The following is a 14,789-nucleotide window of genomic DNA, read 5'->3' as shown; positions in this document are numbered from 1 at the left end:
CTCTGGTACTTCGTCGGATCCGGCGTGCTGGGCTTCGCATGCGCGGCTACGGTCTGCGGTCGGCCAGCCCCAGGAGCGCGGCGGCCAGCTCCTCGCCGCCTTGGGGGTCGCGTGAGATCACCAGGATGGTGTCGTCACCGGCGATGGTGCCCAGGATGGCGTGGAAGTCGGTGTGGTCGATGGCCGAGGCCAGGTACTGGGCCGCTCCTGGCGGGGTGCGGACGATGACCATGTTGGCGGAGGCTTCGGCCGAGACCAGAAGGTCCTCGGCGAGTCGGGTCACGCGAGCGCCGGAGACCTGTTCGAGGTCGAGGCTGTCGGGACGGGTGCGTTGCAGGCGTTCTCCGCCCTCCCCGGGCAGCACATAGGCCAGGTGGCCGTCGGCTGTGCGGAGCTTGACCGCGCCCAGTTCGTCCAGGTCCCTGGACAGGGTGGCCTGGGTGACCTGGACCCCCGCCCGCGCGAGGCGCCTGGCCAGTTCACCCTGGGACCGGATGTCCTCGCGGGTGAGGACCTCGGTGATGCGGGCGTGCCTGGCCGCTTTGGTCATTGGCGCCGTACCACCGTTGTCCACCGTCATCGTCGGTCGGTCCCGGGCCTGTCACTGACCTCGAGCAGGAGGGCGAGCAGGGCCTTCTGGGCGTGGCGGCGGTTCTCGGCCTCGTCCCAGACCAGGCTCCGCGGTCCGTCGATGACCTCGGCGGAGATCTCCTTGCCCCGATAGGCGGGCAGGCAGTGCAGGACGACGGCCTCGGGGTGGGCGGCGGCGAGCAGGCCGGCGTTGACCGCGTAGGGGTGGAAGAGCGCCTCGTGTTCGGCCGCCCCGTCCTTCTGCCCCATGGACGTCCAAGTGTCGGTGGCCAGAACGTCGGCCCCCTGGGCGGCCTCGTGGGCATCGGCGGTGACCGTGACCGACCCTCCGGTGCTCTCAGCGATCTCTGTGGCGCGTGCGACCACGGCGGGGTCGGGGTGGTGCTCCTCGGGGGCGCCGATGCGCACATGGAGTCCGGCGGTGGCGCCGCCGAGCAGGTAGGAGTGGGCCATGTTGTTGGCGCCGTCGCCGAGGTAGCTCAGAGTGAGCCCGGCCAGGGTGCCCTTGTGCTCTCGGATGGTTTGCAGGTCGGCGAGGATCTGGCACGGGTGGAAGTCGTCGGTGAGCGAGTTGACCACCGGGACGGAGATGTGGTCGGCCAGGGTCTCCAGGTCGCTCTGCGCGAAGGTGCGCCACACGACGGCGGCGACCTGGCGCTCCAGGACGCGGGCCGTGTCCTCCAGGGGTTCGCCGCGCCCCAGCTGGGTGCTGGCCGTGTCCAGGACCAGCGAGTTCCCGCCCAGGTCGGCGACGCCGACGGAGAAGGACAGACGGGTACGGGTGGAGGGCTTGTCGAAGAGCAGGGCGACGGTACGCGGACCGGCGAGCGGCCGGTGGCCGAAGCGGTCCGTCTTCATCTCGTCGGCGAGGTCGAGCACCCGGGTCTGCTCGTCCGGGGTGAGGTCGTCGTCGCGTAGGAAGTGGCGTGTCACGGTTACTGCTGCTCCTTCGTCGCTGCGGCCTCGGAGGCGTCCAGAATGGTGGGCAGCGCCTCGATGAAAAGGCCGATCTGTTCGGGTGTGATGACCAGGGGCGGGGCGATCCGGACGGCCTCGGGTGCCACGGCGTTGACGAGGAAGCCGCGGACCGCCGCCTGTTCCTGCACGTGTGCGGCGTGCGGCGCGGTGAGCTCCATGGCCCGCCACAGTCCGCTGCCGCGCTGTCCGGCCAGCAGGGGGTGGTCGAGCGCGTCGATCTGCTCGGCGAGCAGGTCGCCCATGACGGCGGTGTGGGCGAGCAGGTCCTCGCTCTCGATGGTGTCGATGACGGCCAGGGCGGCGGCGCAGGCGACGGGGTTGCCGCCGAAGGTGGAGCCGTGCTCTCCCTTTTCGAAGACGTCGGCGTAGCGGCCGAAGCCGACACAGGCACCGATGGGGAGGCCGCCGCCCAAGCCCTTGGCGAGGGTGAGAACGTCGGGGCGCACGTCCTCGGCCTGGTGGGCGAACCACTGTCCCGTGCGGCCGATGCCGCTCTGGATCTCGTCCAGGACGAAGGCGGCACCGGTGTCGTCGCAGATACCGCGGACTCCGGCGAGGTAGCCGTCGGGTGCGGGGACGACCCCTGCCTCTCCCTGGGTGGGTTCGGTGAACACGGCGACGCAGTACTCGTCCACGGCCTCGGCGAGGGCGTCCAGGTCGCCGTGGGGGACGAAGCGCACGTCCATGCCGAAGGGGCCGAAGGGTTCGCGGATGGTGTCCTTGCCGGTGAGTGCGAGGGCGCCGGAGGTACGGCCGTGGAAGCCCTTCGCGGCGGCCACGAAGTAGTGGCGGCCGGGACCGGTGGCGCGCTTGACCAGCTTGAGCGCGGCCTCGTTGGCTTCGGTTCCGGAGTTGGCGAAGAAGACCTTGGCGTCGCCGCCGACCAGGCCGATCAGGCGCTCGGCGAGTTCGACCTCGCGTTCATGGACGAACAGGTTGCTGGTGTGGGCCAGGGTGGCCGTCTGGTGGGCGACCGCCTTGACCAGGGCGGGATGCCCGTGTCCGAGGCTGGAGACGGCGATTCCGGCGATGAGGTCGAGGTACTGGCGGCCGTCGGCGTCATAGACCTCGCAGCCGCGCCCGAGTGTGAGGGCGACGGGCGGGACTCCGTAGGTGGGCATGAGCGAGGCGGCGAAGCGCTCGCGCAGTTCGGGGCCGCTGGTCACTGTACGCCTCCTGCGTTCGTGGCGGTGGTTTCGGTGGGGCGCCAGGGGCGCTGGGTGTGGCCGTTTCCGGCGAGCAGGGCGGCCTCCAGCTCCTCGTCGGCGACCATGGTTCCGATGCCCTGGTCGGTGAAGACCTCCAGGAGCAGGGAGTGGGGGATGCGGCCGTCGATGATGTGGGCCTGGGGGACGCCGCCCTCGACCGCGTGCAGGCAGGCCTCCATCTTGGGGAGCATCCCCGAGGCCAGGGAGGGCAGCAGTGACCGCAGCTCGTCGACGTCCAGGCGGCTGATCAGCTCGGTGTTGTGCGGGTAGTCGGAGAACAGGCCCTCGACGTCGGTGAGCATGATGAGCTTGCTCGCGCCCAGGGCGACCGCGAGTGCGGAGGCGGCGGTGTCGGCGTTGACGTTGTAGACACCGCCGTCGTCGGCTCGGGCGACGCTGGCGATCACGGGGACGCGGCCGTCGGCCAGGAGCGCGGCGACGGCGCCCGGGTCGACGCCGGTGATCTGGCCGACACGGCCGAGGTCGACGGCCTCGCCGTCCACCTCGACGGTCTTGCGCTCCGCGGCCAGGAGGTTGGCGTCCTCGCCGGAGACACCCACGGCGAAGGGGCCGTGCTGGTTGACCAGGCCCACGATCTCTCGGTTGACCTGGCCGGTGAGGACCATGCGGACGATGTCCATGGCCTCGTCGGTGGTCACACGCAGCCCGGCGGCGAAGGTGGACTCCACGCCGGAGCGCTTGAGCTGGGCGCTGATCTGGGGCCCGCCGCCGTGCACGACGACGGGCCGCAGGCCCGCGTAGCGCAGGAAGACGATGGACTCGGCGAAACGGACGCGCAACTCCTCGCTGACCATGGCGTTGCCACCGTACTTGACCACGACGGTACGGCCGTGGAAGCGGGAGAGCCAGGGCAGCGCCTCGATAAGGTGGGCGGCCTTGCCCAGGGCGTCAGCCCTGGACTGGTCCTCAGAGGGATGGGGAGAGCGCGCGATCATGAGTTCTCGGCCTGGTCGTGGTCGGTGGCGGGGGTGTCGGCGCCGATCTGGGTGGCCAGCTCGGCCAGCACCTCGGTGAGCAGTGCGACGAGGGTGCCCTCGTCGGGAGTGGTGCCGCTGGCGCCGCTGGCCATGAGCAGCACGGTGTCGTTGGTGGCGGTCAGCGGGTCGAAGGTCTTGTCCGCGGCGGAGGCCAGCAGGCGCTGGCACTGGTCTGCGGTGAGGTCGGCGTCGGTGGCGAGTACGCACAGCACCGAGGACAGGGAGGCGTCGGGACCCTTGGCCATGGCGCCGACGGTGTAGCCGTCACCGCGCCGGAAGGCGATCTTGGCGACGGTGTCGGTGGTGCGGATGGCGTCGGCGGCGGCCAGTCCCCCGCTGCGCGAGGCCTCGGCCAGGGCTGTGGCGGCGCCCTGGCACAGGGTGTCCAGGGGTGGGCGTGTGCCAACGGGGCCAGCGGCGCACAGCACGACCTCGGCGGCGGAGTCGTCCAGCAGGCCGGCGGTGTGTTCGGCCTGGGCGTGGACGTCCTGGAAGCCGAGGGGGCCGGTGCCCGCGTTGGCTCCGCCGGAGGTGAGGACGACGGCGCGCACGCGTCCGCCCGAGACGACCTGTTCGGACCACAGGACGGGGGCGGCCTTGTCGTCGGCGACGCTGAAGACTGCCCCCGCGGCACGGGAGGGGCCGTCGTTGACGACGACCGCGACGTCCCGGGCGCCGTCGTCCTTCAGGCCCGCGGCGACTCCGGCGGCGCGGAAGCCCCGGGGTGCGGTGACACTCACGGTGCTGCCTTCCTAGGGTGCGACCGCGGCGAGCGGCAGGCCGGTGTCCTCGGGCAGGCCGAGGGCGAGGTTGGTGCTCTGGAGGGCGCCGCCCGCGGTGCCCTTGGTGAGGTTGTCCAGGGCGGCGACGACGACCATGCGGCCCGCGTCGGGGTCGACGGTGACCTGTACGAGTGTGGTGTTGGCGGCCAGCGTCATGGCGGTGCTGGGCCAGGTGCCCTCGGGGAGCAGGTGGACGAAGGGCTCGTCGGCGTAGGTGGCCTGGTAGGCGGCGCGAACCTGGTCGGCGGTGGTGCCGGGCCGCAGGGGTGCGGTGCAGGTGGTGAGGATGCCGCGGGGCAGCGGAGCCAGGATCGGGGTGAAGGACAGCTTGACCGGCTCGCCGGTGACCGAGGTGAGGTTCTGGACGATCTCGGGGTTGTGCCGGTGGGCACCGCCGACGCCGTAGGGGCTCAGGGCTCCCATGACCTCGCTGCCGATGAGGTTGGGCTTGGGCGACCTGCCCGCGCCGGAGGTGCCGGTGACGGCGACGACGGTCAGGTCGGGCTCCACGAGCTGCTCGGCCAGGCCGGGCAGCAGGGCCAGCGTGGCAGCGGTGACGTGGCAGCCGGGGACGGCGACGCGGCGTGCCTCGGCGAGTCGTTCACGCTGCCCGGGCAGTTCGGGCAGACCATAGGGCCAGGTACCGGCGTGCGGGGTTCCGTAGAAGCGTTCCCACGCGGCGGCGTCGTTGAGCCTGAAGTCGGCGCCGCAGTCGACCACGAGGGTGCCGTCTCCGAGCCGCTGGGCGATTTCGGCGGACTGGCCGTGCGGCAGGGCGAGGTAGACGACGTCGTGGCCGCGCAACTCCTCGACGGTGGTGGGCGCCAGGACCCGGTCGGCCAGCGGCAGCAGGTGCGGCTGGTGCTGGATGAGGGGGGTCCCGGCACTGTTCCCCGCGGTGAGCGCGCCGATCTCGATCTCGGGGTGGTCCAGGATCAGGCGCAGCAGCTCGCCTCCCGCGTAGCCGCTGGCGCCGGCGATGGCCGCTGTGTATCCCATGGTGATGCCCCCTGGTCGAAACTGACTGAACCATCATGCATGACCATGTAAATTTATGCAAGCAATGACGAGGGTGTCGCCCGGACCCGAGCACGGTCCCGAGTCCCCGGTCGCGCCCGGGGCACTGGTGAGGACTGGTGACGGTGGGCTCCGCGCCCTCCGGTCAGCGGCCCGCGATGCGGGTGGCGATCCCGGCGAAGCGTGAGGTGTGGGCCTTGTCCTCGGTCCGGGACTCGCGGCGGTCGGCGGTGCGGTACAGCCCGTGGATGACCTGGGTGCCCACCCGGCGCAGGGGCTCGGGCTCCCAGCCGCGGACCTGGTGGCCGACCCAGGGCAGGCGGGTCAGGTCGGTCTCCCGGCGCAGGATCAGGTCGCGCAGGGTGCGCCCGGCCAGGTTGCTGGTGGTCACACCGCTGCCCGCGTAGCCGCCCGCCCAGCCCAGGCCGGCCTCGGTGTCCATGTGCACGGTCGGGCACCAGTCGCGCGACACCCCCAGCACGCCGGACCAGGCGTGCTCGACCGGCACCTCGGCCGCGTCGGGGAACAGGCGGGTGAGCGCACGCCACAGCCCGGCGATGACCTGCGGCTGGGTGGCGCCGTCCTTGTCCTGGCCGGAGCCGAAACGATGGGGGACGCCGCGTCCGCCGATGGCGATGCGGTCGTCGGCGGTGCGCTGGGCGTAGACGTGGGAGTGGGCGGTGTCGCCCAGGACCTCGCGGCCGTCCCAGCCGATCTTCTCCCACAGATTCGCGGGGAGCGGCTCGGTGGCGATCATCGAGGAGTTCATCGGCGACCACTCGCGGCGCTGGCCTCGCAGTGTGGAGGTGAACCCCTCGGTGGCGCGCACGACGTGGTCGGCGTAGACGGTCCCGTGCTCGGTGAAGACCGCGGGGCGGGACGCGCCGCCGCGGGGGCGGATCTCCTCCACGGCGGTGTCCTCGAAGATCGCCACGCCCAGGTCCTCCACCACTCGGGCCAGGCCGGTGACCAGCTTGGCGGGGTGCACGCGGGCGGCGTGCGGGGAGTAGGCGGAGGCGACCGCACCGGACACCGACAGCCGGGGCTCGTGGTCGCTGCCCACCAAGTGGATGTCGTCGGGCCAGTAGCCCCACTCCTGGAGGTACTCGATGTCCTCGGCCAGGCGCTCGCGCTGGGCGGCGTTGGTGGCCACCAGGCGCATGCCGCCGCGGACGATGTCGGCGTCGATGCCCTCGGCGTCGGTTACCGAGGCCACCTCGGTCACGGTGTCCATCATCGCCCGCTGTAGGGCGATCATCGCGGCCTTGCCGTGTGACTGTGCGTAGCGTTCGCGCGAGCCCGCGAACTCGGCCGACAGCCACCCCCCGTTACGGCCGGAGGCACCGAATCCGGCGAACTCGCGTTCGACCACGGCCACCCGCAGATCCGGTTGCTCTTTCTTGAGGTAGTAGGCGGTCCACAGGCCGGTGTATCCGGCTCCGACCACGCAGACGTCGTAGTCGGCGGTGCCGGGCAGGGGCGCACGACGCTCGGGGAGCCCGGTGTCGCGGAACCAGAAGGACACGCCCCCGTTGGCGAAACGTGAGGACCGGGGAATCGTCCTCATCTGCGCGGCAGTGGTGAACAGTCCCATCTTTCCCCCCGAAACCTGTGCGCTCACGGCCCACCCCGCGTGGAACCCACGAACTCACGCCAACCTACACGGGAACGACGGTTCGTGGGATGTTTTCAGTGCCTTCGTGAGCGATGACCGGTCGAGAAAGACGAATTCGGCTACTTACAGCCTCGATGCGGACGCACTGTCAGCAGCAGGCACTGTCACGGAGGGTGCGCGCCATGTTGGCGAGCTGACGGACGCCGTCGTCGCCGAGCGGGCCCAGGACGTGCTCACGCAGCCGTTCGACGTGCTTGGTACGCGTCTTCCCGATGAAGTCCAGGCCCTTGTCGGTGAGCACCGCGTAGACGACCCGGCGGTCGGAGGAGCAGTTCTCCCGCGCCAGGTAGCCCTCGTGCTCCAGGCGGTCCGCGAGTTTGGTGAACCCGCCCGTGCTCAGGCTGACCTCACGGGCCAGGCAGCTCATGGGCAGCCGGTGGCCCGGGGCGCGCTGTAGGCGTATGAGCACCTCGAACCAGGGCCCCGCCATGTCCCTGCCGTCGGGGGTGATGCCGCTCAGGAGCCTGGGCTGGATGGCGTTCATCGCCTCGTGGACCAGCCCCCATGTGGTGATGAGGTCGTCGTCGCTCGGCACGGTCCCCGTGCCTGCCACGGTCTCGGTCGGCTGTGTGGTCATGCCCCGCTCCTGTCCCTCGGGCCGGACGCCGGCGCGCATCCCACCCACAAGAAATATCTTCCCAGTAAACTTTACTCGACAACGGGCGTTTCACCCAATGTGTTCCACCCGTGAACACGTCACACCCGGCGCGCCTTGCCACGCGCCGGGTCAGCAAACCGGTATGAGGTTGGACGGATATGCTCCACAGGACCCCGCCGCGCTCCCCGGAGACGGCAGGGCCCCGTGGTCAGTGACGGGCCGCGACCGCGTCGAGCGCGGCCGCCAGGGTGGACACCAGGTGGTCGATCTGCTCCCAGGTGATGATCAGGGGCGGCGAGACGAGCAGTGCCGTCGGGATCGGTCGCAGGATCGCCCCGCGGGCCCTCGCCTCGGCGAACACCTCCGCCGTGGTGATCCCCCGCCCGGTGAGAGCCTCCTCAGTAAGCTCCACCGCGCCCATCACCCCGACACCCGAGCGGACCTCGGCCACCAGCGGGTGGTCGGCCAGGCCGCGCAGCGCGCCGTCCAGGTGCCGTTCGACCTCCAGCGAGACCGTGAACAGGTCCTCGCGCTCCAGGATGTCCAGGTTGGCCGACGCCGCCGCGCAGGCCGTCGGGTGACCGGCGTAGGTGGTCCCGTGCATGAACGGGTTGCCCTCACCGTTGTAGAAGGGGTCGGCCACGCGCCCGCTGACCACGATGCCACCCAGCGGCAGGTACCCGCTGGAGACGCCCTTGGCGAAGACGATCATGTCCGGGTCGACCCCGAAGCGCTCGATCCCGAACCAGTTGCCCATCCGGGCAAAACCGCAGATGACGCTGTCGACGACGAACAGCACGTCGTACTTGTGGCAGATCCGCGAGACCTCGGCGAAGTAGCCCTCCGGCGGCAGGAACACCCCGCCCGCGCCGACCACCGGCTCGGCGAAGAAGGCCGCGACCCGCTCGGGTCCCACCCGCAGGATCTCGGCCTCCAGGGCCGCGGCTGAGTCGTGTGGCACCACCGAGGTGTCCTCGACCAGCCTGCCGTAGCCGCTGCGGAACCGGTCCATGCCGGAGATGCTCGTGCCGAAGCCGTGCAGGCCGTGGTAGCCGCCGGTCCGGCTGATCAGGTGGGTGCGCCCGGGCCGACCGGTGACCGCCCAGTACCGGCGCGCCAGCTTGGCGGCGGTGTCGATGGACTCTCCGCCACCGCAGGTCAGGATCACCCTCGGATCGGTGACGGGCGCGTGTGCGGCCAAGCGCTCACTGAGCTCCGCCGCCGGCCGGTTGGTGAAGTCCCCGTAGACGGTGTAAGCGTCCAGGGTGCTGAGCTGGCGGTGGACCGCGTCCGCGATCTCGGTGCGTCCATGCCCGACGTTGCAGTACCAGAGGCTTGCCGTACCGTCCAGGTAGCGGTCGCCGGAGTCATCCCAGAGCCACACGCCCTCGGCGCGGGCCACCATGAACTCCGGGCCCTTGGCCACGGTGTTCATATCGCAGAAAGTGTGCCAGAGGCGGCTGGGCTCCCGGTGTTCCCGGGGAGCGAGTGCGGACGATACAACCGTTTCGGTCATATGGCGACCTCCGAGCCGTGTCATGCGCGAGAGCGCAGTGGAAAACCCAGGTTGATCTGACCTGCACCCGGACGCCCGATAGTGGCAGGTGCTTGCAGGCTAAGCGGGCGACCCACCTCACAGCAAGAGACAAAACGACGATTCATGCCCCGAAACTTAAACTTCATGCCAGCTACCCTCCGGAATCAGCACCAAAACCCTTGCTGGCCTGGAAAAACAGGCTGAAAAAATTCTGGAATCCGGGGGTTCTCATCAGAGCTTTCGGCAGCACGCGGGCAGCATCGTGACTCTGCGCACCCTCCCCTTCACGCGAAAAGGGCCGGTCACCCCGTCTTGGAGGTGACCGGCCCCGCCGGACCCGGGCACGGGCCCGTACATGCGCCTCAGCCGCGCAGGACGGCCCCCGTGCGCTCCGCGGCGGCGGCGACGGCCGCGTCTCGCGCGGCGCTGGCCTCCTCCGCGGTCAGCGTCCGGTCCTTGGCCCGGAAGCGCAGGGCGAAGGCCACCGACTTACGGCCCTCACCGACCTGCTCGCCGGTGTAGACGTCGAACAGTCGCACATTCTCCAACAGCTCACCCGCGCCCTCGGCCAGGGCCTCGCTGATCCGCCCCACCGGCACCGCGGAGTCCACGACCAGGGCCACGTCCTGAGCGGCCACCGGGTAGGTGGACACCTCCGGGGCGGTGACCGGGATACGGGCCCTCTCGATCCGGTCGAGTTCGACCTCCACAGCCGCCGTGCGCTCGGGCAACCCGAATGCCTTGACGGCACGCGGGTGCAGTTCACCGGCGTGCCCCACGAGCAGACGCTCACCGCCCGCGCGCACGTACAGCGCGGCACAGCGGCCCGGGTGCCACGGGGCGTGCTGGTCGGCCTCGACCTCCAGCTCCGCTCCGGCGACGCGTGCGATGTCACGTGCGGCCTGGACGGCGTCGGCCCATGTGGCCTCTCGGCCCGTGCCCCACCATCCGGCCCGCTCGGCGAGCCCGGAGACCACCGCGCCCACCCGGCGCGGCTGCTCTGGCAGGGCGGCGTCGATCCGGGCCAGCTCCTCGGCGCTGGGGCCGCGGTCCACCGGAAGCATCGGAGCGCGGGCGGCCTCGTGCCTGGGCTGGTAGACCAGTCCCATCTCGTACAGGGCCACATCAGTGAAGCCGCGCCCCGCGTTGCGGGCCAGGGCCTTCAACAGACCGGGCAGCAGCGAGGTGCGCAGCAGCGGTTCGCCCTCGTTGAGCGGGTTGGCCAGGCGCAGCGCCCTCCTGCGATCGTCGTCGGCCTCCAGCTGGAGCCCGTCGAGGTCGCGCTCGCCGACGAACGGGTAGTTCAGCACCTCGTGGAAGCCGGTGTCGGCCAGGGTACGGCCGACCGCCCGGCGCAGGCGCTGGCTCGCGGTCAGTCCCCGGCCCGAGGCGAGCGGGCGGACCGAGGGGATGTTCTCATAGCCCTCGAACCGGATGACCTCCTCAGCGAGGTCGTTGGGGTCGGTGATGTCGGGCCGCCAGGTGGGCGGGGTGACCCTCAGCATGTCCCCGTCGGCCTCCACGGTGCAGCCGATGACGCGCAGCCACTTCTCCGTGGTGCCCTCGGGGTAGTCCACACCGGCGACGGAGCCCGCGTGTGAGGCCCTTACCGTGATCGGCTCACGGGGCGGGGTCCGGTCCAGGTGGGTGTAGGCGGTCTCGACGGTGGCACCTCCCAGCTCCGCGATCAGCTCGACCGCGCGGGTGGCTGCGGCCAGCTGCACGGCGGAGTCCACACCGCGCTCGAACCGGCGGGAGGACTCCGAGGACAGCTGGTGGCGGCGCGAGGCGCGGGCGATGTGCATGGCGTCGAAGTGCGCAGCCTCTACCAGCACCTCGGTGCTGGTCAGGGAGATCTCCGTACTGAGGCCGCCCATGACGCCCGCGATGTTGACCGGGCCGCTGTCGTCGGCGATGACGATGTCGTCGGTGTCCAGGGAGCGCTGGACGCGGTCCAGGGTCTCCAGCTTCTCCCCCGCCTCGGCGGCGCGCACACGCAGGCCTCCCCTGAGCTGGGCGCGGTCCCAGGCGTGCAGCGGCTGGCCGAGTTCGAGCATCACGTAGTTGGTGACGTCCACGGCCAGGGAGAGCGGGCGCACGCCGCTCTGGTGCAGGCGGCGCTTCATCCACAGCGGGCTGGGCACGTCAGGGTCGAATCCGGTGGCGCCGCGCAGGACGTAGCGGTCGCACAGCGCCGGGTCGGCCTCGGCGGGCCAGCCGTCGCCGGCGGGCTCGGACACCGCGCGGTCGGCCGGATCGCGGAAGCCGACCCCGTACAGCGCGGCCGCGTCGCGGGCCACGCCGCGCAGGGACAGCGCGTAGCCGCGGTCGGGGGTGACGGCGATGTCGAGGACGTCCTCGCGCAGGCCGAGGGGGCCGATGGCGTCCTCGCCCACCTCACCGAAGCCCTCGGGCAGAACGATGATGCCGGTGTGGTCCTCCCACAGGCCCAGCTCGGTGGCCGAGCAGATCATGCCCGCCGACATCCTGCCGTAGGTCTTGCGGGCCCCGATCCGAAAGCCCCCGGAGAGTTCGGCGCCGGGCAGGCAGACCACGACCAGATCGTCCTCGGAGAAGTTGCGGGCGCCGCAGACGATCTCCTGCGGCTCACCGCTGCCGTTGGCCTCTCCCACGTCCACACGGCAGTAGCGGATGGGCTTCTTGAACCCGGTGAGCTCCTCGATGGAGAGCACGCGACCGTAGACGATGGGGCCGCTGATGTCGGAGCCGAGCTCGTCGACGGTCTCGACCTCCAGACCTGCCAGGGTGAGGCGACTGGCGAGGTCGCGGGCGGTGACGTCGGCCGGCAGGTCGACGTACTCCCGCAGCCAGGTAAGGGGGACGCGCATCAGTTCTCACTCCCGAACGCCGAGGTGAAGCGAATGTCGCCCTCGACCATGTCGTGCATGTCGCGCACACCGTGCGCGAACATCAGTGTCCGTTCGATTCCCAGTCCGAAGGCCCAACCGGTGTGGACCTCGGGGTCCACGCCCGCAGCGGTGAGTACGCGCGGGTTGACCACACCGCAGCCGCCGATCTCGATCCAGCCCTCGCTGGAGCAGGTGCGGCAGGCCGCGTCGGGGTTGCCCACGGAGGCGCCCCGGCACACGAAGCACTCCATGTCCACCTCGGCGGACGGCTCGGTGAACGGGAAGTAGGAGGCGCGGAACCGGGTCCGCAGCCCTTCGCCGAACACACCCTCCACATAGGCGTCAATGGCACCACGCAGGTGGGCCAGGGTGACGCCCTTGTCCACGACCAGGCCCTCCAACTGGTGGAAGACGGGGCTGTGGGTGGCGTCGAGCTCGTCGGTGCGGAAGGTCTTGCCGGGCGCGACCACGTACACCGGCAGCTCGCGGGAGAGCAGCGCGCGCACCTGCACCGGCGAGGTGTGGGTGCGCATGACCAGGCCGGACTCACCACCGTCGGGGCCCTCCACGAAGAAGGTGTCCTGCATCGTGCGGGCCGGGTGGTCGGGCTGGAAGTTGAGGGCGTCGAAGTTGAACCACTCGGCCTCCACCTCGGGGCCCTCGGCGACCTCGAAGCCCATGCCGACGAAGATGTCGGCCACGCGCTCGGCGACGGTGGTCAGCGGGTGACGGGCGCCGCGCGGGGCCCGGTCCCAGGGCAGGGTGACGTCGACCCGCTCCTCGATGAGGACCCGCTCGTCCCGCTCGGCCTCCAGGACGGCCTGGCGGGCCTTGAGGGCCTGGCCGACATCGCGCCGGGCGCCGCCCACACGCTTGCCCGCGTCGGCCTTGGCGGCCGGGGGCAGGGCGCCGATCTCCCGGTTCGCCAGGGCCAGCGGGGAACGGTCCGAGGCGTGTGCGAGCCGGACCTCCTTGAGTTCGGCGAGGTCGGCGGCCGCCTCGATGGCGGCCAGGGCCTCCTCGCGCATGCGGGCGACCTCGTCGGGGTGCAGGGGGGTCACCTCGACCGGATCGAAGGAATTGTTCGGTGCAGACATGGTTGGTTGCCTCGCCGCCGAAGTCCCCGACCAGGATGAGGGGGGACGGGCGGCAGTCACGGTCCGCGACGGGGCGGACGAAGCCGACAGGGAAAGCAGACGGATTGCGGGCATGCCCGGAAAAGAGTCCGTTGCGGGGCCGGGAGCACGCCGTGGCGCCCACCGGGGAGGCTGGAGGGTCCGAAGGGTATTCAGACGAACTCAGGCGTCCCGGCGGGCATGGTAAATCGGAACTCGGCACCGCCGCTGGGGGCGCGTCCGACGGTGATCGTGCCGCCGTGGGCCTCGACGAGGCCCTTGACGATGAACAGTCCGAGGCCGGTCCCGCTCCGGCGCTTGCTGCGCCAGAACTGGCGGAAGACGCGCGGAATGGTCTCGGGCGCTATGCCCTGGCCTTCGTCGCGCACCGACACCGCTGTTCCTCCTTCACACGGCTCGATCACAACACTGACAGTACCAGCGCCGTGCCGCACGCCGTTTTCCACCAGGTTCAACAGGATCTGCTCGATCTTGTCGGCGTCCAGCCACATACGCGGCAGCTCGCCCCGGGTCTCGACGCGAAAGCGCTCCTCGGGTTCGCCGGAGGCCACGCGCCCGGCCACGACCCGGCGCACGGCCTCGGGCAGGTCGACGATCTGGCGGCGCACCTCCAGGCGGCCGGACTCGATACGCGAGACGTCGAGCAGATCGTGGATGAGTCGGGTGACGCGGTCGGCGTCAGCGTTGACCGTCTCCAGCATGAACAGCTTCTGCTTGTCGGTGAGGCGCTCCCACTTGGTGAGCAGGGTGGAGGTGAATCCCTTGACACTGGTCAGAGGGGAGCGGAGCTCGTGGGCCACCTGGGAGACCAGGTCGGCACGGGAGCGCTCGGCACGCACGGAGGCGCCCCGCAGGGTGACGACCAGACGGACGAGCTCGCCGCCGGGTCGGGCGCGCACGTAGCGCACGGCGACGAGGATCTCGCGGTCGTCGGGCAACAGGAGGGCGCGCTCGGGCTGGCGGACGCGGTCACGTGCGCCGCCGTAGGGGTTGCTGGCCTCCCACCAGTCGTTGCCGTCGATGCCCAGCAGCGGCAGGACAGCGCGGTAGTCGCGGCCCAGGGCCGCCTCGACGGGGATACCGATGAGCTGGGCGGCCTGGACGTTGAACAGCACGACCCGGCCGCGCGCGTCGGCCACGACCACACCGTCGGGCAGGTCGTCGGGGTGCAGTGGGCCGGTTCCGGCGGAGGCGCCGCCGACCTCTTGCAGGGCGGCTGTGGTCTGCGCGCCGAAGGGGTCGCGGATACCGGGTTCGCGGTCGTCCTCAGCCTCTGGAGAGGCCTCGGTGGCTGGGTCGGCCCCTTGTCCGGGGCCGCCCGGGGAGTGCGCGGTTCCGTCGCCCGAGTCCTCCGCCGGGTGATCCGCCTGCCGGCCGCTGCCCACGCCTCTCCCCGCTC

General features: G+C 71.1%; 12 protein-coding genes. All 12 read right to left on the bottom strand.

Annotated elements, in window-relative coordinates; all coding sequences use genetic code 11:
* Window positions 1–46 precede the first annotated feature (46 nt).
* A complete protein-coding gene (locus AC0T5L_RS18475; protein WP_476166657.1) occupies window positions 47–580 on the bottom strand; it encodes an arginine repressor in 534 nt (177 codons plus the stop codon).
* Window positions 577–1,524 carry an ornithine carbamoyltransferase gene (gene argF / locus AC0T5L_RS18470; protein WP_476166658.1) on the bottom strand — a complete coding sequence of 316 codons (948 nt, stop codon included), beginning with the start codon at window positions 1,522–1,524 and terminating at the stop codon, window positions 577–579. Before argF ends, AC0T5L_RS18475 begins: the two co-directional genes overlap by 4 nt.
* 2 nt (window positions 1,525–1,526) lie before the next feature.
* A complete protein-coding gene (locus tag AC0T5L_RS18465; RefSeq protein WP_476166659.1) occupies window positions 1,527–2,735 on the bottom strand; it encodes an acetylornithine transaminase in 1,209 nt (402 codons plus the stop codon).
* The gene (gene argB, locus AC0T5L_RS18460; RefSeq protein WP_476166660.1) at window positions 2,732–3,733 is read right to left on the bottom strand and encodes an acetylglutamate kinase; all 1,002 of its coding nucleotides are present in this window, start codon (window positions 3,731–3,733) and stop codon (window positions 2,732–2,734) included. Before argB ends, AC0T5L_RS18465 begins: the two co-directional genes overlap by 4 nt.
* Window positions 3,730–4,515 carry a bifunctional ornithine acetyltransferase/N-acetylglutamate synthase gene (locus AC0T5L_RS18455; RefSeq protein ID WP_476166661.1) on the bottom strand — a complete coding sequence of 262 codons (786 nt, stop codon included), beginning with the start codon at window positions 4,513–4,515 and terminating at the stop codon, window positions 3,730–3,732. The genes argB and AC0T5L_RS18455 overlap by 4 nt, the downstream gene beginning before the upstream one ends.
* Window positions 4,516–4,527: 12 nt before the next feature.
* Complete coding sequence (gene argC, locus AC0T5L_RS18450) at window positions 4,528–5,556, bottom strand: N-acetyl-gamma-glutamyl-phosphate reductase (protein WP_476166662.1); 1,029 nt, start codon at window positions 5,554–5,556, stop codon at window positions 4,528–4,530.
* A gap of 163 nt (window positions 5,557–5,719) precedes the next feature.
* Window positions 5,720–7,141 (bottom strand): NAD(P)/FAD-dependent oxidoreductase, encoded by a 1,422-nt coding sequence (locus tag AC0T5L_RS18445; RefSeq protein ID WP_476166702.1) that lies wholly within the window; start codon window positions 7,139–7,141, stop codon window positions 5,720–5,722.
* Between the two features lie 196 nt (window positions 7,142–7,337).
* A complete protein-coding gene (locus AC0T5L_RS18440) occupies window positions 7,338–7,826 on the bottom strand; it encodes a MarR family winged helix-turn-helix transcriptional regulator (protein ID WP_476166663.1) in 489 nt (162 codons plus the stop codon).
* A 229-nt stretch (window positions 7,827–8,055) separates the two neighbouring features.
* Entirely contained in the window at window positions 8,056–9,282 is a 1,227-nt protein-coding gene (locus tag AC0T5L_RS18435; protein WP_476166664.1) for an aminotransferase family protein, read from the bottom strand.
* Window positions 9,283–9,746: 464 nt separating this feature from the next.
* Entirely contained in the window at window positions 9,747–12,233 is a 2,487-nt protein-coding gene (gene pheT / locus AC0T5L_RS18430) for a phenylalanine--tRNA ligase subunit beta (protein WP_476166665.1), read from the bottom strand.
* Complete coding sequence (gene pheS, locus AC0T5L_RS18425) at window positions 12,233–13,351, bottom strand: phenylalanine--tRNA ligase subunit alpha (protein WP_476166666.1); 1,119 nt, start codon at window positions 13,349–13,351, stop codon at window positions 12,233–12,235. The genes pheT and pheS overlap by 1 nt, the downstream gene beginning before the upstream one ends.
* Window positions 13,352–13,542: 191 nt before the next feature.
* Window positions 13,543–14,775 (bottom strand): sensor histidine kinase, encoded by a 1,233-nt coding sequence (locus tag AC0T5L_RS18420; protein ID WP_476166667.1) that lies wholly within the window; start codon window positions 14,773–14,775, stop codon window positions 13,543–13,545.
* Window positions 14,776–14,789: the final 14 nt, after the last annotated feature.

This window comes from Nocardiopsis sp. TRM 82005 (assembly GCF_056312425.1).
Note: the sequence above shows the minus strand (reverse complement) of the source record. Positions and strands in the feature narration are given on the sequence as shown.